Source organism: Rheinheimera sediminis (genome assembly GCF_004005375.1).
Taxonomy (GTDB): Bacteria; Pseudomonadota; Gammaproteobacteria; order Enterobacterales; family Alteromonadaceae; genus Pararheinheimera.
On record NZ_RZUF01000004.1, the window covers coordinates 171,055 to 192,494 of the forward strand.

The window sequence follows — 21,440 nt, forward strand, 5'->3', positions numbered from 1 at the left end:
GAACCTGAGGTTATCAGCGTACCCTTCACACCGAACCTGTTTTATCTTTGCGTAACACCCACACCGTAAACAAACTGGCCGTGATAAACATCAGCAAGCTGTAAACACTGGGGGCTATCGACATGGCGGTGTTTTGTAAAATACCTGTAGTGATCATTAAAGCCAGCGTGCCATTTTGCAGGCCCACTTCAAGGCAGATGGTTCTGGCCTGTTTTTCCTGCTGTAGTAAAAACCGGCCTAGCCAATAACCTGTAACCATAGTTAGCAGATTTAAAGCTAAAGTGGCCGGTCCTGTTTTTGCTAAAAACAGCCAAAGATCCGCGCCCAGATCGGTCGCTATGCTGATGATTAATAACACCAGTACTATCACCGAAAAGCGGCTGATCAAGGGTTGAATGCGATGTGAGCGTTCAGGCCATTTAAAGTTAAACCACATGCCAAGCAATACAGGAAAAACACTGACAATCATCAAGGTCAGCCAGGTTTTTAATAGCGGAAGTTGCAGCGAGGTATTTTCGCCTAAAAAGTGCTCTATGGCCCAGACGGTCAGTAGTGGCAAGGTAAAGGGCGTAATAAAACCAACCAGCGCAGTTAAAGCCACAGATAAACCCAGATCGGCTTTACACAAGTAGCTATATAAATTGGAGGTAGTACCACCTGGACATAAGGCCAGAATAAATAAACCTACCGCCAGTTCACCTTGCAATTCAAACAGGTAAATCACCCCTAAGGCACAGAGAGGGAGCAGTAGTAACTGTGCCAGCGCTCCTACAAAAAATGCTTTTGGCTGGCGGGCAACTTCTGCAAAATTTGCTGGCCGCAGGCTCATACCTACACCAGTCATAATCAGTATTAATGCGATGGGTAAACCAATCTGGGTTAGCGCTTCAAACATCTTGTTCTTCTTCAAAGAGATACTGTGGTTAACCTACCTTGGAATTCCTTACTGAGCAAGAGTTGCTCCATTCTGGCTGCCGTAGTGAAGTTGTTTCACTTTAGCCTTGCAGTGAAACAACTAAAAAACTTTGCTTTCCAATCACTTAAATTTTGTTTAAAAAATAAGCTTGCACCTATACTGTGTCTTGCCTAGTATTGTGCTGTGTGTTGCACAGTATGTGAGGCACAGTATTAGTGATTTATCACAACACAGGATTTTTTTATGACTAGCTCACAGCTGGACAAAATGCGTCTGGAACTGCGTCGTGGTGTGCTGGTGCTGGCCGTGCTGGCCTCGTTGAAGCAGCCACATTATGGCTACTCGCTCAGAAAGCAGCTGCAGGACAGAGGCATAGACATAGACGAAGGGACTTTGTATCCGTTGGTGCGGCGTTTAGCTGAACAAGGTTTGCTGGACAGCGAATGGCAGCAAGCCGAAGGCCGCGAGCGGCGTTATTACTTGCTGTCGGAGCACGGCAAAGCACTGCTGCTGCAGCTGACCGACGAATGGCAACAACTGAATTCAGCTTTAACTCCTTTGCTAGCAGAAAGCGAAGCACTGAGCCAAAGCCTTGAACTGACTCAAAGCGGGGAGACAGAATAATGGAACTGGTAGAGCGTTATGTTGCTGCTGTGCAGCGCGAGTTACCTGAAGATAAAAGGCAGGAAATAGGCCGTGAGCTGAACGCTAATATTATGGACCAGCTCGATGCGCTGAAGGAGCAGCAAGGCCAGTTGTCAGAAGATGATATTGCAGCAGCTTTAAAGCAAATGGGTCGGCCAAGAGTTGTGGCTTATCAGTTTGTACCGCCTAAAGCTTTAGTCGCAGTTGAAGATATGCCTTTGTTGAAACACACTTTATATATGGTGTTGGGTGTGCTTTTTGTGTTGCAGGTGATAGGTGCCACTACGCATTGGATAGGCAGCAGTGATGGCAATTTGATTCGCTTTTTGCTGCAGTTGGCAGCAGGTTTTATGGAGGATGCCTGCTTTGCTTTCACAGCTGTAGTGCTAAGTTTTGCAGCTTTGAATGGCACAGGGCATAAGCTCGGCAATTGCCAGGGCAAAGACTGGTCGCCGAAGGATCTACCCAGAGCAGATTTGGGTTGGCAGCATATTCACCTGAGCGATATCTTTACCGATCTGGCGACTTGTATCTTTCTGCTCATTGTTATTTGGTATCCGCTATGGATGAATCCAGCAGAATTTGCTGCTCGTAGCGTCACTTTTACCGACACAGCGTTGTTGATGTTGCAATGGTTTAGCCCAGTGATTGTGTTCTCTGTGCTGTTGAGCTTATGGCAGTTGCAGCAACGCATCTGGAACCGCAGTTTGTTGCTTAGCAGCATTGCAGTTAACGCAGCTTTTACGCTGTTTTTAGTGGTGTTGGCTTTGAGTGGTCCTTTGTTACAGGCCGGTCCTGCTGAGCTAAATAGCCTGTTTAGTGTGATGCAGCTGGAAAAGAGCTTCACTTATGGTCTTTTAATCACCGCCTGTTTCCCTGGCTATGAAGTAGTCAGGGATTTAATCAGATTACGTCAGTTCAGTTAATCGCTGAGCATTTAATGCCTACAGCTCTTTTGTGGGCATTAGTAATTCTGCAATTTTTTCAACTAAAAAGCAGCTTTTAAAAACTCCGTTATACTCAAATCCTGTCCGTTAAATTGCGGTAAGCCTATGCTAAAGCTAAAGGTTTTTTCCCTCGCATTTTTATCGTTTTCATCTTTATCCTTGTATGCATCTGAAGCCATTACTCCGGGCTTTGCGCTGACGCTGGAGCATGTGCAAAATCTGGATGGCGGCGTGGACCAGGGGTCACGAAGTCTGGCCAGCGCCGATTTCACTCTGACTGCGGATACTGGCGAAGCTGGCTGGTGGCAAGGCGGAGAGCTATTTGGTTATGCGCTTGCTAACTATGGCGGCGATCCTTCTGAACTGGTTGGTGATGTACAGGGCATGTCTAATATTGCAGCTGATGATGAAACCAAACTGTACGAGTTGTGGTATCAACATAGCTTTATGGAGGGGCAGCTTAAAGCTCTTGTAGGCTTACATGATTACAATTCTGTATTTTATAGCCTCGACAGCGCTGCACTTTTTACTCACCCCTCTTTTGGTATAGGGCCTGATACCTCTCAGGCTACTCCTTCTATTTTTCCAACTACGGCTGTGGCTGCCTTACTAAGCCTTCAGGTGGAGCACTATTATGCTCATCTGGCGATTTATGACGGTGTGCCAGGTCATCCGCAAGGGCGACGTGGCACTCATATTCGTTTTGAAGAAGGCGAAGGCGTATTTCGTGCTGCTGAATTTGGCAGGGTGTCTGAGCGCTACAAAATAGGGCTTGGCGTCTGGCAGCACAACGCATTAGTAGAAAACCCGGTGAACGCTGAGCTGCATCGTGATAACAGTGGTATGTATTTGAATGCTCATTATCAGTGGCTGCAACAACTTTCACTTTTTCTGCAGGCAGGTGTGGCCGATCAGGACCACAATCAATTAGAAAACTACTATGGCGCAGGTGCTGTTTATACAGATCTGTGGCATCCAGCCGATGCTTTAGGTCTGGCCATGGCGAAAGCCAGCAATGGTTCTCCTTATATGCAACAAAATTCTGCTGTGGGTCAGAGTGAAACTACTTGGGAGCTGAGCTACGCTTTGCCTGTACTAGAGCAAATGACAGTACAAGGTAGTCTTTACTATGTGGTCAATCCATCCATGGATCCAGATTTGGATAATGCCTTTGCGCTCGGACTCCGGCTACTTTTCTCTTTGGAATAACAGGATCAACTATGAAAATTAAGATGGCTATTACATTAGGCGTCGCAAGCTTTTTACTTGTCGTGGCAATGAACAGTTATATAGGTATGCAGGCCAGCAGCAAACTTGGTGAAATGCTGGAGTACTTAAGCGGGCCTGCCTGGGATACGGCGGATGGCGCTATGGAAGGGCAAATTGGTATACAGCAGGAAATTATAATACTGCAGCAGTTTTATCATGCAGAGTTGACGCCAGCAGAGACTGAAACTCAATTGGCTGCAGCCAGTGCTATGGCCAAAGAGGCGCTGACCAGAATGGAACAAAGCGGTTTATTAAAAAGCGCAACGATCGCAGAATTTGAGCGGCTTTGGACTGGTTATCAACAACAGCGTGATCTGTTGCATCAGCAACTCAAAGCCGGACAAAATTCTAAAGACCAGTATGAAAAGTTTCAGACTTCAGTGGTCAGCTTGCTCGACTTTGTCGGCACTATGGAAGAAGAGGCTGATTCAGCGGTAGAGTCCGAAACTGCTGCAGTGGATTCGTTACAAAGTTCGGCTCGTTGGAATTTAAGTTTAGGCCTGAGTGTAAGCGTGGTGATAGCTGTACTGATTTTTATATTCGCTCAGTCCATTATTCTGGAACCTATTTCCAGATTAAAACGACATTTAACCGATTTGGGGCGTGGTTCTGGTGATTTGACGTCCAGGCTTAGTACTAAAGGAGCTGATTCAGAAGTCAAAGATTTAGCACTAGCCTTTAACCATTTTATCGCTCAATTGCAGCAACTGATGCAATCCGCTAAGGAAAGCCACGACTCGCTTAGTTCAGCTCATCACGATATTTCCGCTGCGATAGAACAAACGACCTCAGCAGTTAGCGTGCAACTTAAGGAAACAGTTGCAGTGGCTGACGCTATTGAAGAGTTGAGCAAAGCCATTGATCATATCAGTCAGGCTGTACACAAGGCGGATTCCGCATCAGGTGAGGCTGCAGGCATTACTTCGCAAGGTGCTCAGGTGGTGCAGGCGGCACGTTCCGGGGTGAATGAAGTCGCAGATGAAATCAATAACGCTTCTAAGGTGATTAGTGCTCTGGTGGAAGACAGTAAAAATATTAGCTCTATGCTCGAAGTGATCCGCAGTATTGCTGAACAGACTAACTTGCTGGCACTGAATGCTGCGATCGAAGCAGCCCGGGCTGGTGAGTCTGGCCGGGGTTTTGCTGTAGTGGCCGATGAGGTACGTAGTCTGGCGTCCCGTACTCAGGATTCCACCAAGCAAATTGAAGCTATTATCAATAATCTGACCAATGGTTCAGGCTTGGCGGTGAAAGTGATGGCTGGTGCTCAGCAAAAAGCTCTGGCTATTACCGAACGTATCGCTGATACCAGCAAAGCTTTTGCCTCTATAGTTGAAGTGGTAAACAAAATCCGCTCCGTCAGTGAAGATATCAAAGATTCGGCGCGACTAGAGCAAACAGAAATGAAGCATATACACAGTAGTATGGATTCAATAGTGCAGCAGGCGAAAACCAATGAAAGCATTGGTCAGCATGTTCGTCGGAGCAGTACTAATTTAAGTAAAGAAATGCATAATCTGGCCGGATTACTGGCTCAGTTCAGAACCTGAGGCGATTGATTGTGACAAGGTAATCATTTTAACACTGACCGCCTTGCCTTTAATTAATTGAATTCCTGCTATCTCACCCCCATAACCTTCACAGGCAATCCGCCTCTATCTGACTGAAGGTCTGTTATGGCTTTACATCTTCCCGCTATCGTCACCCTGCTGGCACTTTTATTATTTGTTTATAGTTTTCTGGCCGTGGGTATGGCGCGGAAGAAATATGGGGTGGCCGCTCCTGCTACTACGGGTCATGCCGGGTTTGAAGTGGTGTACCGGGTACAAATGAATACACTGGAACAACTGGTGCTGTTTTTGCCTGCGCTTTGGTTATTCAGTGATTATATCAGTCCTCTCTGGGCTGGGCTCTTGGGTTTCGTCTGGTTAGCAGGCCGGGTTTTGTATGCTGTCAGTTATATCAAAGATCCGAAAAGTCGGGGGCCTGGTTTTATCATTAGTTTTCTTGCCGTCATGCTGCTGATTTTTGGCACCGCAATAGGTGTAGTCATGCGTATTATGGCTGGCTTGTAACTGATGAGCAGCCAATCTGTGCTATCCAAAGCAGAGCCTGACAATGAAGTTCAGGCTCCTGCCAAAAAAATGGGGCCGCTTTTTAGCTTAGTGCCGTTTTTAACGCCTTATGCCAGCCGCTGGATGTTAACTTTTGTTGCCTTAACGGTAGCTGCTGCTGCTACTCTGACCTTGCCTGTGGCTTTTCGTTATTTGATTGACGCAGGGTTTTCGACCGATCAGGCGGGTCATATCGATCAATATTTTCTGGCGTTATTTGGTCTTTCTGTAGTTCTTGCTGTGGCTACTGCGTTGCGGTTTTATTATGTGTCCTGGCTGGGTGAACGTGTCACTGCAGATTTACGCAGCGCCGTCTATGCCCACGTGGTGAAAATGAGCCCGCAGTTTTTTGAATTGACTAAAACCGGCGAAGTCTTGTCGCGCTTAACCACTGACACCACCTTAATTCAGGCTGTGGTGGGTACTAGTTTGTCTATGGGCTTACGTAACACTTTTTTGCTGCTTGGCGGATTGGTGATGCTCTTTGTTACCAGCGCAAAGTTAGCTGCTTTTATCTTACTGACCTTGGTGCTGGTGATTTTGCCGATTTTCTTGTTTGGCAGAAAAGTCCGGAAGTTGTCACGTGACAGCCAGGATCGTATTGCCGACGCCAGCGCTGTGGCAGGTGAAGTGTTAAATGCTATTCCAACAGTGCAGTCATACCGGCAGGAACAGCGCGAAACGGTGCGTTTTACCGACTCGGTTGAAACTGCCTTTACTACAGCTTTATCCCGTATTCGTGCCCGCTCTATGCTGACTTTAGTGGCTATAGTACTGGTGTTTGGTGCTATTTCTTTTGTGCTCTGGTTAGGTGCTCAGGCGGTACTTGCCAATGAAATGACAGGCGGCGAGTTATCGCAATTTATTTTATATGCAGTGCTGACAGCTGGTGCTATCGGCGCCATTGCCGAAGTCTGGGGCGATCTGCAACGTGCTGCTGGTGCAGCTGAACGCTTAATGCAGCTGCTCAATGTGCAATCTCCTGTGGTTGAAACAACAGATCCTTTGCCTTTTGTCGTGCCTGAACATAATCTGGCGGGCACTGGTATTGAGTTTAACGGCGTTCATTTTAGTTACCCGTCGCGGCCAGACACTTTGGCCTTGCAGGATTTTTCACTGCAGATCAAACCCAGTGAACATATAGCTTTGGTTGGCCCTTCAGGCGCAGGCAAAACTACCTTGTTCCAGTTGCTGCTAAGGTTTTACGATCCACAACTAGGCCAGGTTAAATTTAATGGCATGGATTTAAAAGATCTGCGTTTAACAGATGCCCGTCAGCCCTTTGGCATAGTGCTGCAGGATACTGTAATTTTTGCAGCTTCGGTGTTGGATAATATCCGTTATGCCCGCCCTGAAGCTTCTGAAGACGAAGTAAAACAAGCTGCGCAAATGGCAGCAGCACACGACTTTATTCTGGCTTTGCCCGAAGGCTACAACACCTATTTAGGTGAGCGTGGTGTGCGGTTATCTGGTGGACAGCGCCAGCGTATATCCATTGCCAGGGCCATCTTAAGTAACCCTTCAGTGTTGTTACTGGATGAAGCCACCAGTGCTTTAGATGCAGAAAGCGAACGGCAAGTGCAGCAAGCTTTGGATAATGCGGCACAAAACCGTACTACCTTAGTGATAGCGCACCGCTTGGCTACAGTCTTGGCAGCCGATCGTATTGTAGTGCTGGAAGCGGGCCGCATTGTAGCTCAGGGCACTCATAGCGAATTGCTGCAAAACAGTGAGTTGTATGCCCGTTTGGCAGCTTTGCAGTTTAGCCATTAATACCTTTAGTAATTAAAGCCGCAGTTTTGTTGGTTGATGTTCACCAGACTGGCACAGTCTTCCTGGTAAAACAGTTGGTAGTTGGCTTAGCTCTTTTAGCTCCAGTGGCAGCTGTTTTTCACTGGGTAAGCCTGTCGGGCGGCATGTTCCCCGGCGTTTAAACTCTGAGGTTTTGAGCTAAGTACGCCATACCAAAGCGCTACAACTTCCGCCACTACAATACCAATAGTCAACATTGTTTTTCCTTTTGTCATTGCCGTTGCCTGTCCTGATGAGCGATGCAGCAGCCAAAGAAGTAACAATATGAGTAAAAGTTAAAGAGAATGCAGCATTAAATGTCAAAACAATGTGAATTAGTTAAATCTTAGTTTAGGTGCGCAAATATCTAAAGCCAGATTAGTCAGAATACTGCTAGAGTGAAGATTGCATCAGTAATCGTCTTTGTTTTTGTGGTTGTGATATATGCTGAAGTTTTTGCTCTGGGGCTCACTGTGGTTGGCTTTTTTTTTACAGGCCGCGGCAGAGCAACCATTAAAATTTTTGATGCCAGATTATCCGCCTTATAGTTACCAGATTAGCGGACAGAATCATGGCCTGGGTTACGAAGCTGTAGCAGCTATTATGGCAGATATTCAGCAGCCATTTTTTGTGCAGTTAGTACCTCACTTTGGCTATGCGATTAGCGATATGCAACGTGAGCGGGCAGACGGTTTTTTTCTTGCTACAGAGAGCGCTGAGCGTAACAAAGTTGCTGAGTTTTCTGCAGCAGTGTTGACCATTGAGTGGACCTGGGTGTGGTTAAAACAGCACTCCAATTTGGATCCTGATTCAACTCATTTTCAGCAGAATGCTCAGGTGTCAGCCCAATCCAATAGCAATATTCACAGCTGGTTAAAAGCACAGAATTATCAGGTAACGGCTGGAACTACTGATATCAGAGGCTTATTGAATTTACTGAACCGTAAAAGAGTCGATGCTATCTTATTGCCAGAATTAACTGTGAGGACTTTAATTGCTCAACAAGATATTGATGCCAACTTGTACAGTTTTCAGCAGGAGATGCGTTTACCTTTTGCCATTTATATCAATAAAAACTACTTGAAAAAACATCCCGATTTTATGAAAAAACTCAATGCGGCTATTCATCGTTATCAAATGAGGGCGGCGATAATTAGCGGCTCATAGAGCAATTGCCTCAACTAAGGTCACTGCTGAGTCTGGCTTTCGTTTTTGCAACTCATGGCTGTAGGAACAGGTAAATCTGTGCTGTTCAGCACAGATTTACCTGGGGCTGGGATACTGGCAGTTGTTTTAATCTCTGAGTCACTGAATGGTTGCAAATCGGTCGTGTTCTCCTACAATAGCGCGGCAACTGGAGAATGGTGATGAAATTTTCGGCAGTAATAATGTTCGCCTTGACAGCCAATGCGGTGATGGCGACTGAGTGGTGGCAAACAAAACAGGACCCAAATAATACGCAGGTGATAGCCTTGGGTAAAAAAGCCGTATTGTCTGTCTCCAGCTGCCCGGAAGATACCGCGCTGCGGTACTATCTAAAAACCGATAAAATTACGGCTCTGCAAAACACCTGGTATCAGCAAGCCAGTAAAGAACCTCATACGGCTTTATATCGCTGGATTTATGGCGCTACCTGGGGGGAAAGATTAAAACAGGCGATATGGCCTGGTGCTGAAGCTTTCATACAGGCAGCTCTCCCCGGTGACACTCAGCAACTCACCATGGAATTCCCTCAGTCTGAACAAGACAATTTGGTTTTTGAAGATGTGCTGGTATTTAAACTGGAGTTTGCCGGTTTTACTTCCCAGCATAAACCTGATTTACATATTAGTTTAGACAGAGATTTAAGCAGAATCGCTGGAGTCGCAGACTTGGATTTAGCGCTGAATCATCGTTTAGCCAATAATATTTGTGTGGTGCATAGCCTGAACAAACTGGCACAGGACAAGCAGGTTGAGCTGAAAATTAGAGGTAAAACAGTGCCACAGCTGAAAATCAGCTCAGAGGCTGTTGCCAGTCAGCTCTGTCTGGTTGAAATTTATCAGCAGCAAGTGGTGAAAGGTTCTCTGACATTACCTGTCACCCAGTGTTAACAGCTCAATAGCCTCTATCAGTAAGCTATTTCCAGTATTGCTCTACTGTGATTTGGCCCGGATCGCGGCGTAAATTCTTTTTCAGACCAAGGTTTTCCAGCACGGCTTTGGTTTCAGTGATCATTTGTGGATTACCGCACAATAAGACTTGAGATTGTGTGCCCAGGTTCTGGCCACAAGTTGCCTGAAGCCTGCTGCTTTGGATTAAATCCGGAATACGTTGCTGCAAAGCGCCCACTGACTTTTCTCTGGTGACTACAGGCTGATAATGCAGTTGCTCAGCGTAACGCTGCTGAAACTGCCGGATCAGCGGCTGATACACCAATTCAGCTTCAAAGCGCACACTGTGCAGCAGAATAATAGAAGAAAAACGTTGCCATGGAGTCTCTGTGCCTAACATGGACAGATAAGGCCCAATCCCAGTGCCGGTGGAAATCAGCCACAGGTTTTCGCCGTCAGGGACTTCATCCAGAATAAAAAATCCGCTGGCAGGTTGGCTAACCTGCACTGTGTCGCCTGGTTTTAATTGCTGCAGCAAAGGCGATAGTAAGCCATCCGCTACAGTGCTGATTAAAAACTCCTGTTCTTTACTGCCAGGGCTATTGAGCAGCGAATAAGCGCGCTGCGCCTTGCCATCTGCTGAATCCAAAGCCAACCGCACAAACTGACCGGCAACAAAGTCGAAGGGCTCTGTTTGCACTTTGATACTGAACAAAGTATCAGTCCAGTGCGAAGTTGCTGTTACTGTGCCGTCAAGCCACTGCGCCATAAGTTGCTTCCTGTAGGATTACTACCTGGATCAAGACTAACAAAACTATACTTATATACAAGCTACAGTGCTCGCTGGCTTTTCGCTTGGCAAAAAAAGCCCGGAAATCCGGGCTTGATGGGGTGAGGCGCTTTTAGTTTGAACTGGTTTTGTATTGCTCAAACCAGGCCAGAATATATTCCACTTTAGTGATCATCCGGCTGGGTTTATTGGCGATGCCATGAGGCGCGCCAGGAATACGAACCAGAGCTGTATCTACTTTGCGAATTTTTAAGGCCTGATAAAACTGCTCAGATTCACTGATGGGCGTGCGTCTGTCATTTTCACCTGTCATCAGCATGGTAGGTGTTGTGACATTCCCCACCAGCGATAAAGGCGAACGCTGCCAGTAATGCTCTACATTTTCCCAAGGCACACCAGGGAATTGGTGGAAGGTCTGGTACAGGTACGTATCTCCTGTCAGCACTTTACTTAGCCAGTTGATAATAGGTTTGACCACAGCCGCTGCTTTATAACGCTGAGTTAACCCAACTGCATAGGCTGTTGCTATACCACCCGCTGAACCACCAGCGATAAACAGGTTGTCTTTATCGACAAAGCCCAGCTCAATCATCGCATTCACACCTGAATCGTGATCGGCATAGTCTTCTGGCGAGCTGTATTTTCCATGCAACAACATGGCAAAACGCTCACCGTAGGATGAGCTGCCTCTGTGGTTGTTGTAGAACACTACATAACCTTCAGTAGCAAAACGTTGCATCTCAGCGCTGAAATGCGGGCCATAAGCCAGATGTGGGCCGCCGTGAATTTCCAGCATCATCGGGTATTTTTTCTTCGGGTCAAAGTCTGGCGGCGTAATGTACCAGCCTTGGATTGGCTCGCCATCAAAAGAGGATTTGTAGTTAATTTCATGCACCTGCCCCAACTTCTTATGCCCCAGCAGATCTTCGTTGAGCTGAGTTAAAGTGCGGGTTTTGCCATTCACTATCACAGCCACATCGGCCGGACGCTGGGCGTTGCCCTGAGTAAAAGCAATGACTTCGTTAGCAACACTGTATTCGCCACTTAAATAAGGCTGAGGTAAACCAGCGCCCGACAATTGATCCGTCAGCTGCTGCAGCTTACCGGATAAAGACACCGATGCCAGCGTACGTTTACCTTTGTCGTCAAACTGGATCACTAAACTACCATTATCCAGCCACTGTGGGTTTTCGACATCACGATCAAGCTCTTTCGTCAGATCTTTAATTTCACCTGAGCGCCAGTCCATCAGTTTCAGCTTGCCATTGGTGTATGGCACTTTTTCATTATTGCCCCAGACAAATGCCAGATACTTGCCATCAGGCGAAAATACCGCTGAGCTTTCTCTTCCTGCCATACTGGTCAGTTGTTTTAACTCGCTGCTGGCCAGCGTAAATTGATACAAGTCGCTGTCGCGTGGCTGATATTCCCATTCTTTGTGGGTATTAGCAGAAAAAATCAGTGCTTTACCGTCTGGTGTCCAGCTCAAATCTGAACCGTAGTTCAAATCACCGCTCGTCAGCTGACGTTCTTTGCCTCCTGTGGCAGGCAACACAAAAAGATGGCGGAACTCTGATTTTAAAAAGCCCTGACCATCAGCCTGATACTGAGCCCGTTCAATGAGAACCGCAGGTTCTGACCATTTTGCGCCTTCAGGTTTTTTTGGCATTTTGGTGGCTTTGGCAAGCTTGGTCGGTTGAGCCGGCACATTAATGGTAAAAGCCAGGTGTTCGCCATCTGGTGACCAGCTTAAGTTACCCGGGCTTTTAGGCAGTTGGCTGACTAAAGCCGTTTTGTTTTCTTTGAGATAATGCACATGGATTTGACGTGAGCCTGAGCGATCAGAAATAAAGGCAATCCGACTACCATCGTCAGACCAGCGTGGGCTGCCATAGTTAAATTGATCAACAAACAAAGGGCTTTGACGGCCGGTCTTTACATCCAGTAACCACAAACTGCTATGGGTGCCATCCGTCATAATATCGTTGCTGTTGCGCACATAGACAACCTGCTTGCCGTCTGGTGATACTTGTGGGTCGTTGGCGTATTCCAGCGCAAAAATATCTTCGGATTCAAAATAGGGGCTGGTTGCAGCAGATGCCAAAACCGGCGCTGCGCAGAGTAAAGCAGTACTGGCGATACAGGAATAAATAAAAGGCGCAAAGGCCAGGGGCTTTTTCATCGGTAAACCTCTTCTGATAAGATAGCGACTAAACTAACCTGCATTGCTCTGCCGCACAATTTAGCAGCGACCAAAACCTGAATTTAAGCGTTCAGTTTGTCGGCTGATTTAGTCTGAAGCCAGCCAGTACGGCGCTAGCGGCTGGATTTTAGCATTCACTTTGTTTACACTGGCGTCACCCGTCTTTTGTTTTGTAGTCTGTTATGTCGTTAAAAAGCTTCAGTGTTTTGGCCTTTCTTCTTATTGGTTTAACAGCCTGTAGTCAACCCGATCCGATACAACGTATTTCAGGCCCTGCTCAGGGTTCAAGCTTTACTGTCAGTTTCTGGACTGAACAGGATTTGGACAGAAGTGGTTTGGAAAAACAGCTCAAAGATGAGCTGGATCGTATCGACCTGCTGATGTCGAATTACAGACCAGACTCTGTGATTGAGGCCTTTAACGCCCAGCAAAGCCAGGATCTGATGGAAGTAGGGCAAGAACTGGTGCTGATGGTGGATATTGCCAAACAAATATCAGCTCAAAGTGAAGGTTGTTATGACTTAACGGTAAAACCCTATTTTGAGCTGTGGGGCTTTCGTGGTGACAAATTAACCAAACCCAGTGCTGAACAAATTCAAACCTTGAAACAAAGGGTCGGCTTAGACAAAGTGAGTATTGACGGTAGCCGCATGGCGAAGCAGAGTCCAGATCTAAGGGTCGATGTCTCTTCGATAGCTCAGGGCTACACAGTAGGTCAACTGGCAAAGATTCTCGATAAAGCAGGTATTGACAATTATCTGGTAGAGGTAGGGGGCGAACTGGTCAGTAAAGGCAAAAAGCCGGAAGCCAAAGCCTGGCGTGTTGCTATTGAAAAACCTTTGCCTGACTCACAAAAACTACAAAAAATTATCAGTGTGCAGCAAGACGAACCTTTATCAATCATGACATCTGGCACTTATCGCCATTTTTATGATTTGGATGGTGTACGCTACAGTCATGTACTGGATGCCCGCACTGGCTCCCCTGTAACCCACAATACGGTGTCCACTACTGTTTTGATAGCAGACCCAAGCTGGGGTGATGCCTGGTCGACCGCCTTTTTATGTATGGGCAGCGAGCAGGGACTGAAAGTAGCAGATAAACTGAAGTTACCTGTGCTATTTATCGATCAGCAAGGTGCTGATTTTATTGAAAAACCAAGTCAGGCTTTAACTGAAGCTCTGGCGTCAGGTTCGTCGTTCAGTTTTGTGGAGTAAAGCCTGATGGCTCAGGGATGGGACAAACAGAAACTGCAGCAATGGCGTTTGAAAGGCAATGATTTTTTAGTTTTGTATTTCAAACGTTGTCAGCAAGACCAAATCAATGTGATTGGTGGTTATCTGGCCTATATCTCGCTATTGTCCCTGGTACCTTTTATTGCTGTGATGTTTTCGGTGATGGGTGCTTTTCCTATGTTTGGCGAGCTGCGCGAACAGCTAGAGGCATTTTTGTATGCCAATGTAGCGCCAGCGAAAGGCGATGAATTAAGGTTATATATTGCTGGGTTTGTTGAAAATATAGGCAAAATGACAGCTGTGGGTATTGGTGCTTTGGTGCTGGTGGCCTTGATGTTGATCCACAATATAGACAAGACCATTAACAGTATATTCCGCATCAAAAAACGGCCGCGCTTAATTATTTCGTTTTCTATTTATTGGATGGTACTGACCTTTGGCCCCATCCTGCTTGGCGCCTCCATCGCAATAACCTCTTATGTTTTGTCTTTATCCAGTCTGGCCGAAGGTTATACCCCGGGGTTAAGCTCTGTATTGCTGGGTCTTACTCCTTATGTGTTTTCTATTCTGGCGTTTTTCCTGCTGTATCTGGTGGTCCCCAATGCCAAAGTGCAGTATCGCCATGCTCTGGTTGGTGCTGTAACCGCCAGCCTGATGTTTGAAGTGTTAAAAAAAGGTTTTGCCCTTTACATTACCCATTTCCCTTCTTATCAAGCCATTTATGGTGCTTTAGCTTTAGTTCCCATTTTGTTTTTATGGATTTATCTGGTGTGGCTGGTGGTGTTGTTAGGCGCTGAGTTAACGGCTTTGCTGGAAGAACGTGAACTGCAGGCTGCGTCGGAAGTCGAAAAAGCAGCAGAAAAGGACAGCACCAGATGAATACAATGGCAGTCATAGATACTTTTGCGACTCAGTGGTTAGAAACTCCTGATGGGCAACAAATTTATCTGGAACAAAGTGGCAACCCCGATGGTATTCCGGTGATTTATTGTCATGGTGGACCCGGAGGCGGAAGTTCGCCTTTTCATCGTCAGTTGTTTGACCCAAAGTTGTACCATATTATTATTTTTGACCAGCGAGGTTGTGGTTTATCCACTCCTGCTTTGCAATTGGAGAGCAACAGCACTGCGCATTTGATTGCTGATATGGAGCAAATTCGCCAGTATCTGCAGATCCAAAGCTGGGTTGTTGCTGGAGGTTCATGGGGCAGTACTTTAGCTTTAGCTTATGGCCAGGCTTACCCGGAGCATTGTTTGGGTTTTATTTTACGTGGTATTTTCCTTGGCCGACAGCAGGATATTGATTGGCTGTATCGAGCTGGGGGTGGAGCAAGTCAGGTTTTTCCTGACTATTATCAGGATTTTTTGCAGCCAGTGGCTCAATTGTCACATCTGGATATTTTAGAGGCCTATCAGTTGCAGTTGCATCATCGGGACGATAGTGTTCGGCTGGAAGCTGCGTTAGCCTGGAGCATTTGGGAATCCCGTATTGCTACTTTGTTACCTAACGAGTTTTCCTGTGGCGGCGATATGGATGCCCAATCGGCTTTGGCATTGGCCTTGATTGAACATCATTATTTTCAGCATCATTGTTTTTTTGAGCCTGATCAACTGCTTAATAATATAGATAAAATCAATCATTTACCCTGTCAGATAGTACATGGCCGTTACGATATAGTCTGCAAAGCTGAAAACGCTTTTAGTCTGGCTTCGCTGTGGCCTGGCGCAGAATTGAAATGGGTAGTGGATGCTGGTCATTCTGCTTCGGAAGTTGGGATCCGTAGTGCTTTGGTTCAGGCCAGTTTGGCGATAGCTGTGCAATTACAAGCTGGGGAGCAAAAAGCTAAATGAAAGCTCTGATCCAGCGAGTCAGCTCTGCCAGTGTCACTGTAGAACAGCAAGTGGTCGGTGCTATCCAGACAGGTTTATTAGTATTGCTTGGGGTAGAAAAAGATGACACTGAGCAGCAGCTGAAGAAGTTGGCCGATAAAGTACTGAAATACAGAGTGTTTTCTGATGAAAACGGCAAAATGAACTTAAATGTGCAACAAGCTGGTGGTGCTCTACTCGTGGTCTCGCAATTTACCTTAGCTGCTGATACCAATTCAGGTTTAAGACCCAGTTTCTCTACTGCTGCAGTGCCTGATACGGCATTGAAATTGTATCAGGACTTTGTCGTTTATTGCAGAAGTTGTGGTATTGAGGTTGCTACAGGGCAGTTTGGTGCCGATATGCAGGTGGCTTTGGTGAACAATGGCCCTGTCACTTTTCTGTTAGAGACTTAACTTCGTACAGCAGATTCAGATAGCCTTCTATGGGGTGACATTGATAGCTGCGCTCCGTCAGTAATGCTTCCAGTTGGTGCTGATAGTCAGGTTGTGACAAATTAATCAAAATAGTTCCGCTTTGCTCCAATGTTTTTTGCATCGCCTGCTGCCAGCCGTCAAAAAGAGGAAAAATATCCCAAATCACAAAACACCATTGCTCCGTATTGTGCTGCAGAAAATCCTGAGCAGGCAGGGCTATAAACTCTTCTTTGCCGTGCAGACAAAAATAACGCTGATAGGCATCAATCACAGTCTGATTCAGTTCCACTGTAACCAGCCGAGTGTTGGGTAACACAGTGCTGATAAAACGATTGATATCACCACCACCCAAACCCAGTTGTAACACAGACTGTGGTTTAAGCTGTTGTAATGATAGAAGAATGGGGTCCAAATGTCTGGAAAGTGTCGCCGCTGGTGCTAACTGATTCATCTTGCTTTGCATGATACCGTCCAGATAAAGGCATAAAAATGGACCTTCTTCAGTCAGCTCCAGCCGGGGTGGCCCCGCTTGAAACCAGACTAAGTGTTGTATAGCGTTAGGTTTTTGTTCCACAATACCCTCAAATGAACTGATTACAGGATGATGATGTGAACTGGCAGCTTAGCGCTCCACAAACGGAAGCTCAATGGTTAGCTTATTATCAATTGCGTTGGCTCATTTTAAGAGCGCCCTGGGCTCAACCCAAAGGCTCTGAGCAGGATGAGTTGGAGGCTGAGTCTTTTCATCGCATGGTGTGCACAGAAGACGGCGAGGTGGTGGCTGTTGGACGTTTGCATAAGGTAGACGAGCAGACGGCTCAGGTGCGTTATATGGCGGTGTCAGATCAATGGCAGGGTCATGGTTTAGGCGCTATGGTGCTACACCAATTAGAACAGGTTGCGCTGGAGCTGGGCATGCAGCGGATTATTTTGAATGCCCGCGATACGGCTTCAGGTTTTTATCAAAAAGTAGGGTACAGCTACCTTGAACCCGCCAACTCATTATTTGGTATTGCTCATCATCGTTATGTAAAAACTGTTAGCTTTTCTGCATCCACCGATTTGTTACAGCGATGGCAGTCTGAGTTACAGCGCACCTTTTGGCAAAAAATTCCATTGTCGGCTTCAATGCAATTGCTGGTGCAGTCGGTGGATACCCATAAAATCTGTTGCTCAATTCCTTTAGAACCAAATATTAATCTGCATCAGACTATGTTCGCCGGCAGCATCTATACACTAGGGACTTTAACAGCTTGGGGTATGGTTTGGTTGCTGTTGAAAGATCAGCAACTGGATGGTGACATTGTGTTGGCGGATGCTCATATCCGTTACTTGAAACCTGTCACAGATCAGGCTGAAGGCCGTTGCTGGCGACACCAATGTCAGTCAGATTTTTCTGCCTTGGGTCAACAACGTAAAGCCAGATTGGATATCAAAGTAGGTATTTTTTGTGATGATATACAAGTGGCTGTATTTGAAGGCCGTTTTGCTGTGTTACCCAAAAAATAACCGAAGGGGCGATTTTTTTACTGCTGCCAGTGTCGCGGTCAATTCTCGATATGAATGGGGCGAGAATACAACGCCAGCAAAACTGCAGCTTTAACTGCAAAGGTTAAACAGATATAAAGCAAATATAAGGGTTCATTCAGGTAAAAACCGCTGCCAGATTCGATACTAAACTCATCTAATCCGTCAGGAGTACCAGTAATGAATAACAAATGGTTGATCAGCTCATGTGTTGCGACAGCCGCCGGAATAATAGCTGGGGCCATTTACTTGCTATTTTCCGAGTATTCAGTTTTGTCCGGTAGTCAAAGCTGGGTATTAAGTTCGACCTGGTCTAGTGCTATGCTCTGGCTCTTTGTTGCTATGTTTTTGTTTGCTTTGATATTTAACATTCTTGCATTTCTGGAGCTGGAGCGTCAGGAAGAAGTGCTGAACCCCATGTGGTGGCCTCAAGGCCACAAGCTTGGAAAGCAGCAACAGCAGTTTAGAGAAAACACTCAAATTTTATTGCAGTTTTTTGGCCGTGAAATGGAAGAAGTCGAAGGCCATGCCTCTCATTACTTAGTTCGTCGCCAGCAGCACGCTTTATTGCTTTTTATTCAGCCTGAATTGGAGCAAGCCCTGACCGTAGCCCAGGCCCGCGCTGTTTTTCAACAGATGTTATCGCTTAATTGCCAGCGTGGTCTAATGGTCTGCTATCAGAAAGTGAACAGCCAGGTACGATTATTTGCTGCAGAAGCAGGCATAGAACTTTTTGACCAGCAACGTCTGAAAAAATACATGAATGCTGAAAATTTTGAGCAACTTGCACTGATATAAAGGGCTTATCAAACTATATAAAACTTTCGTCATGTTTTTATCGCTAAATTTGTCATGATGATCAAGTGTTTACGAATGTTAGACATGGAACGAACAAAGATAACGGATTACACACTTCCTGCCTGGCCAGACATTGTCTGGCCATTTTTTTTCACATCTTTCCGAACAATGTTACCTTTTGCCGCATTGCAACTGATTTGGTTGGCTGCTCCACTCTGATAACAAGAACTGTGTTCTGGAATTGCTATTCCCGAAAATATACTACCCTTTATAACTGCACTGCTAGAGCGTGTGACCTTTCAGGTTTTTTTGCAGGCGCAGCCCTTTGGGTTCGTCTGGTGGCGCTTTGAGCTTTGTGGCCTACATGGATCTAGCTAAGGGGCGTGAGCAGGAGCGGAAGCTTCACTCGTCGCTCATTGAGAATAACTAACCTGACCTCGGGATAATGAGTGTCGACTTTTTTCGATTTAATGAATTAAATCAACGAAGTTAAATAATTACGTTAAGCAACCAAAGTCTTTGCTGACAGAATGCACAGATTTTTCAGGATCTCAAGGCGCTTTGTCGTACGCCATAGCAAGCTATGGCTAGACGGAGCAACGCAGAGAGGCGCGAAAAGATGTCTATTCAGTGGCACGGCTTATCCCGAGTTCAGGTTAACTAGTGCCATAAGGTTATAGAAGCCAGCGCTGTCGCTCTGGCTGTTGGATGGAGAACATTGTCTTAATGTAACTTAAAACGACTTACTGCATTATCCAGTGTGCTGGCTGCTGTAGCGACCTGGGCACTCTGCTCCAGAGTGGACGTCGCTCTATCTGTACTGTGTTCAGCCAGCTCGACCATACTGTGCATGCTCTGCTCTATTGATGTTCCCAACTCTAACTGACTAGAGGTTGTGGTTGCGATGCTGTCGCTGATCTGATGCATGGCCTCAATCGCCTGATTAATTTCAGCTAAAGCCGTCATCAATTGGCTGTTTTGCGCTACACAGTTGATTGCATCGGTTTGACCTTTTTCAATAGACTTTACAGCTTGCATACTTTGTTGCTGCAAGCTGGCGATCATAGTGCGGATTTCATCTGTTGCCTGTTGACTACGCACAGCCAAAGACCGCACCTCATCTGCTACTACGGCAAAGCCCCGGCCTTGTTCACCTGCTCTGGCGGCTTCTATAGCGGCATTTAATGCCAACAGGTTAGTTTGTTCGGCTATGCCCCTGATAGTGGTCAGAATACCACCTATATTATTTGATTCTGTATTTACTGCCTGCATTGTATTACTTGTGTCGTTTAGTTGCTGCGCAAGTTGCTGAATCAGAACGTTATTAGCGGCTGAAACCTGATCAATTTGCTGGCTCTGAGCTAAAGCTTTCTGCATTTGTTGTTGTGCATGATCCGCTTGCTCGGCAATTTGATGGGTATTAGTCGCCAGCTGTTGCGTCACGCCGTTAACTTCGGCTACCTGATGGTGCTGGGTACTTAGAGCCTGATGAATAGCGCTCACTTCCTGACTGGATAGGTGCGCGCTTTGATTCAATTCAAGGACACCTTGTTGGATTTGCTCAATCAGTTGGCGCAAGGCTTTAATCAAGGTATTTACATTGGCAGACAGTTCTCCAAACTCATCATCTGAATTGATAGTAAGCTCACGGCTTAAATCACCTTTGGCGATGCGATCAAGCACTCTGTTGATACCGGATAAAGGGGTGATCATTGCTTTAATGGTCAGATAAGCAGCAGCCAGTGCCAAGCCGACCAAAACAATCAGCATAATCACAGCGCGGATAGTGCCGGAGTTTAACGCTGAAGACAGATCGTGCTGTAACGAATTAAACTGGCTGTCTGCCTGGCCAATCATTTGATCCAGCGCTGCCACAGCTTGCGTCACCTGCTGTTCTGACAGGTCCAGTTGTTGCCTTGCCTCTTGCAGTTGTTTTACCTGCAACAGTTTAATGCTGACCAGGTTATTTGTACCTTCCACTCTGGTTTTTGCTTCATCCAGTTGAATTAAAAAATCCTGCCAAAAGTCCTCTGCACCCACTTGTTTGACTATATTGGCGATGTAATCCAGATTGCCTTGCATATCACTAAAGGCAAATCCTAAGTTCTCCTGACTGGTGGTGAGTTGTTCCTGATCTGTCATAGCAGCAATTTCACGTACAGTTTTCAGCAATCCTAAGAGTTGACCATCTACCCGACCCGCAGCACCTTCCAGTAATTCCATTTGGCTGGTTTTACCCGGCGCTTCCAAAAAGGAGATATCCACTAAAGTAGCGCCAGCAGTATCAATCAGATTTTCCAGCTCTTTCAGCTCTGTTGTTGCTTTGTCACCCTGAGCTATGGCTTCTAAACGTGCTTTAAAGAGTTGTTCAACAGCTTGCTGATAAGCCTGATACGTTTGTTGAGCTTCAGCTAAAGGCTTTTGTAACACAGCTTCTTTGGCTACTAAAGGTGTAAGACTTGCCACTCTGTTGCGATACACTTCGGCAGCCTGATTAAATTCTGTTTGATAGGTTTTAATTCTGTCTGCATCTTCTGCTGTGTAACCCAGAGCTGATAATTTGGCCAGTTTAAGCAGTTGAATTTGTGCCATATTGCTTTGCTGTTGCACTGGCACTGCGGTTTCATTCATTTGGCTACTGGTTCTATTGACGACAGCAAAACTCCATAGTGAAGATAAACTGGCAACCAGTAACAGTAAGGCAATAAAGCCAAAGCCCAGATAAATTTTATGTGCGACGCGAAGTTTCATAGACAAATTCCAACTGCTGTTATGGTTTTAGTATTGGTTAGAAATGAGGCAATAGG

20 protein-coding genes are annotated in these 21,440 nt (G+C 46.1%); 14 read left to right on the plus strand and 6 right to left on the minus strand.

Going from position 1 to position 21,440, the window contains the following annotated elements; genetic code table 11:
* Positions 1-25 precede the first annotated feature (25 nt).
* Positions 26-895 (minus strand): bile acid:sodium symporter family protein, encoded by an 870-nt coding sequence (locus EMM73_RS04050; RefSeq protein WP_127685169.1) that lies wholly within the window; start codon positions 893-895, stop codon positions 26-28.
* Positions 896-1,159: 264 nt separating this feature from the next.
* Between EMM73_RS04050 and EMM73_RS04055 the strand changes: the two genes are divergently transcribed.
* The 6 genes from EMM73_RS04055 (at position 1,160) to EMM73_RS04080 (ending at position 7,664) form a co-directional block, all read left to right on the plus strand.
* Positions 1,160-1,540: a PadR family transcriptional regulator gene (locus EMM73_RS04055; protein WP_127685170.1), complete on the plus strand. Its 381-nt coding sequence runs from the start codon at positions 1,160-1,162 to the stop codon at positions 1,538-1,540.
* Positions 1,540-2,487, plus strand: a complete 948-nt coding sequence (locus EMM73_RS04060) for an HAAS signaling domain-containing protein (RefSeq protein WP_127685171.1) — start codon at positions 1,540-1,542, stop codon at positions 2,485-2,487. Before EMM73_RS04055 ends, EMM73_RS04060 begins: the two co-directional genes overlap by 1 nt.
* A gap of 126 nt (positions 2,488-2,613) precedes the next feature.
* Positions 2,614-3,717, plus strand: a complete 1,104-nt coding sequence (locus EMM73_RS04065; RefSeq protein ID WP_127685172.1) for a carbohydrate porin — start codon at positions 2,614-2,616, stop codon at positions 3,715-3,717.
* An 11-nt stretch (positions 3,718-3,728) separates the two neighbouring features.
* Entirely contained in the window at positions 3,729-5,327 is a 1,599-nt protein-coding gene (locus tag EMM73_RS04070; RefSeq protein ID WP_127685173.1) for a methyl-accepting chemotaxis protein, read from the plus strand.
* A gap of 126 nt (positions 5,328-5,453) precedes the next feature.
* Positions 5,454-5,852 carry an MAPEG family protein gene (locus EMM73_RS04075; RefSeq protein ID WP_127685174.1) on the plus strand — a complete coding sequence of 133 codons (399 nt, stop codon included), beginning with the start codon at positions 5,454-5,456 and terminating at the stop codon, positions 5,850-5,852.
* A gap of 3 nt (positions 5,853-5,855) precedes the next feature.
* Entirely contained in the window at positions 5,856-7,664 is a 1,809-nt protein-coding gene (locus tag EMM73_RS04080) for an ABC transporter transmembrane domain-containing protein (RefSeq protein ID WP_222422596.1), read from the plus strand.
* A 95-nt stretch (positions 7,665-7,759) separates the two neighbouring features.
* Here the strand turns inward: EMM73_RS04080 and EMM73_RS19995 are convergent, their stop codons facing one another.
* A complete protein-coding gene (locus tag EMM73_RS19995; RefSeq protein WP_186435121.1) occupies positions 7,760-7,900 on the minus strand; it encodes a hypothetical protein in 141 nt (46 codons plus the stop codon).
* A 226-nt stretch (positions 7,901-8,126) separates the two neighbouring features.
* Here EMM73_RS19995 and EMM73_RS04085 point away from each other — a divergent pair, with 226 nt between their 5' ends.
* Complete coding sequence (locus EMM73_RS04085) at positions 8,127-8,849, plus strand: substrate-binding periplasmic protein (RefSeq protein WP_127685175.1); 723 nt, start codon at positions 8,127-8,129, stop codon at positions 8,847-8,849.
* A 200-nt stretch (positions 8,850-9,049) separates the two neighbouring features.
* The gene (locus EMM73_RS04090; RefSeq protein ID WP_127685176.1) at positions 9,050-9,775 is read left to right on the plus strand and encodes a hypothetical protein; all 726 of its coding nucleotides are present in this window, start codon (positions 9,050-9,052) and stop codon (positions 9,773-9,775) included.
* Between the two features lie 25 nt (positions 9,776-9,800).
* Here the strand turns inward: EMM73_RS04090 and EMM73_RS04095 are convergent, their stop codons facing one another.
* Together EMM73_RS04095 and EMM73_RS04100 are read right to left on the minus strand one after the other, a co-directional pair.
* On the minus strand, positions 9,801-10,544 hold the full coding sequence (locus EMM73_RS04095; protein ID WP_127685177.1) for a ferredoxin--NADP reductase: 744 nt from the start codon (positions 10,542-10,544) through the stop codon (positions 9,801-9,803).
* 133 nt (positions 10,545-10,677) lie between these two features.
* Positions 10,678-12,747, minus strand: coding sequence for a S9 family peptidase (locus tag EMM73_RS04100; RefSeq protein WP_127685178.1), 2,070 nt, complete (start codon positions 12,745-12,747; stop codon positions 10,678-10,680).
* 203 nt (positions 12,748-12,950) lie between these two features.
* Here EMM73_RS04100 and EMM73_RS04105 point away from each other — a divergent pair, with 203 nt between their 5' ends.
* The 4 genes from EMM73_RS04105 to dtd are packed head-to-tail and all read left to right on the plus strand — an operon-like array spanning position 12,951 to position 16,287.
* Positions 12,951-13,985 carry an FAD:protein FMN transferase gene (locus tag EMM73_RS04105; RefSeq protein WP_127685179.1) on the plus strand — a complete coding sequence of 345 codons (1,035 nt, stop codon included), beginning with the start codon at positions 12,951-12,953 and terminating at the stop codon, positions 13,983-13,985.
* Between the two features lie 6 nt (positions 13,986-13,991).
* Complete coding sequence (locus EMM73_RS04110) at positions 13,992-14,882, plus strand: virulence factor BrkB family protein (RefSeq protein ID WP_127685180.1); 891 nt, start codon at positions 13,992-13,994, stop codon at positions 14,880-14,882.
* Positions 14,879-15,853 carry a prolyl aminopeptidase gene (gene pip / locus EMM73_RS04115; protein WP_127685181.1) on the plus strand — a complete coding sequence of 325 codons (975 nt, stop codon included), beginning with the start codon at positions 14,879-14,881 and terminating at the stop codon, positions 15,851-15,853. Before EMM73_RS04110 ends, pip begins: the two co-directional genes overlap by 4 nt.
* On the plus strand, positions 15,850-16,287 hold the full coding sequence (gene dtd / locus EMM73_RS04120; RefSeq protein ID WP_127685182.1) for a D-aminoacyl-tRNA deacylase: 438 nt from the start codon (positions 15,850-15,852) through the stop codon (positions 16,285-16,287). The genes pip and dtd overlap by 4 nt, the downstream gene beginning before the upstream one ends.
* Here the strand turns inward: dtd and EMM73_RS04125 are convergent.
* Positions 16,265-16,882, minus strand: coding sequence for a class I SAM-dependent methyltransferase (locus tag EMM73_RS04125; protein ID WP_127685183.1), 618 nt, complete (start codon positions 16,880-16,882; stop codon positions 16,265-16,267). The two genes, dtd and EMM73_RS04125, sit on opposite strands and share 23 nt — an antisense overlap.
* A gap of 35 nt (positions 16,883-16,917) precedes the next feature.
* Here EMM73_RS04125 and EMM73_RS04130 point away from each other — a divergent pair, with 35 nt between their 5' ends.
* Together EMM73_RS04130 and EMM73_RS04135 are read left to right on the plus strand one after the other, a co-directional pair.
* Entirely contained in the window at positions 16,918-17,817 is a 900-nt protein-coding gene (locus EMM73_RS04130) for a bifunctional GNAT family N-acetyltransferase/hotdog fold thioesterase (protein WP_127685184.1), read from the plus strand.
* 198 nt (positions 17,818-18,015) lie between these two features.
* Positions 18,016-18,633 (plus strand): hypothetical protein, encoded by a 618-nt coding sequence (locus tag EMM73_RS04135; RefSeq protein WP_127685185.1) that lies wholly within the window; start codon positions 18,016-18,018, stop codon positions 18,631-18,633.
* Positions 18,634-19,356: 723 nt separating this feature from the next.
* Here the strand turns inward: EMM73_RS04135 and EMM73_RS04140 are convergent.
* On the minus strand, positions 19,357-21,384 hold the full coding sequence (locus EMM73_RS04140; RefSeq protein WP_127685186.1) for a methyl-accepting chemotaxis protein: 2,028 nt from the start codon (positions 21,382-21,384) through the stop codon (positions 19,357-19,359).
* Positions 21,385-21,440: the final 56 nt, after the last annotated feature.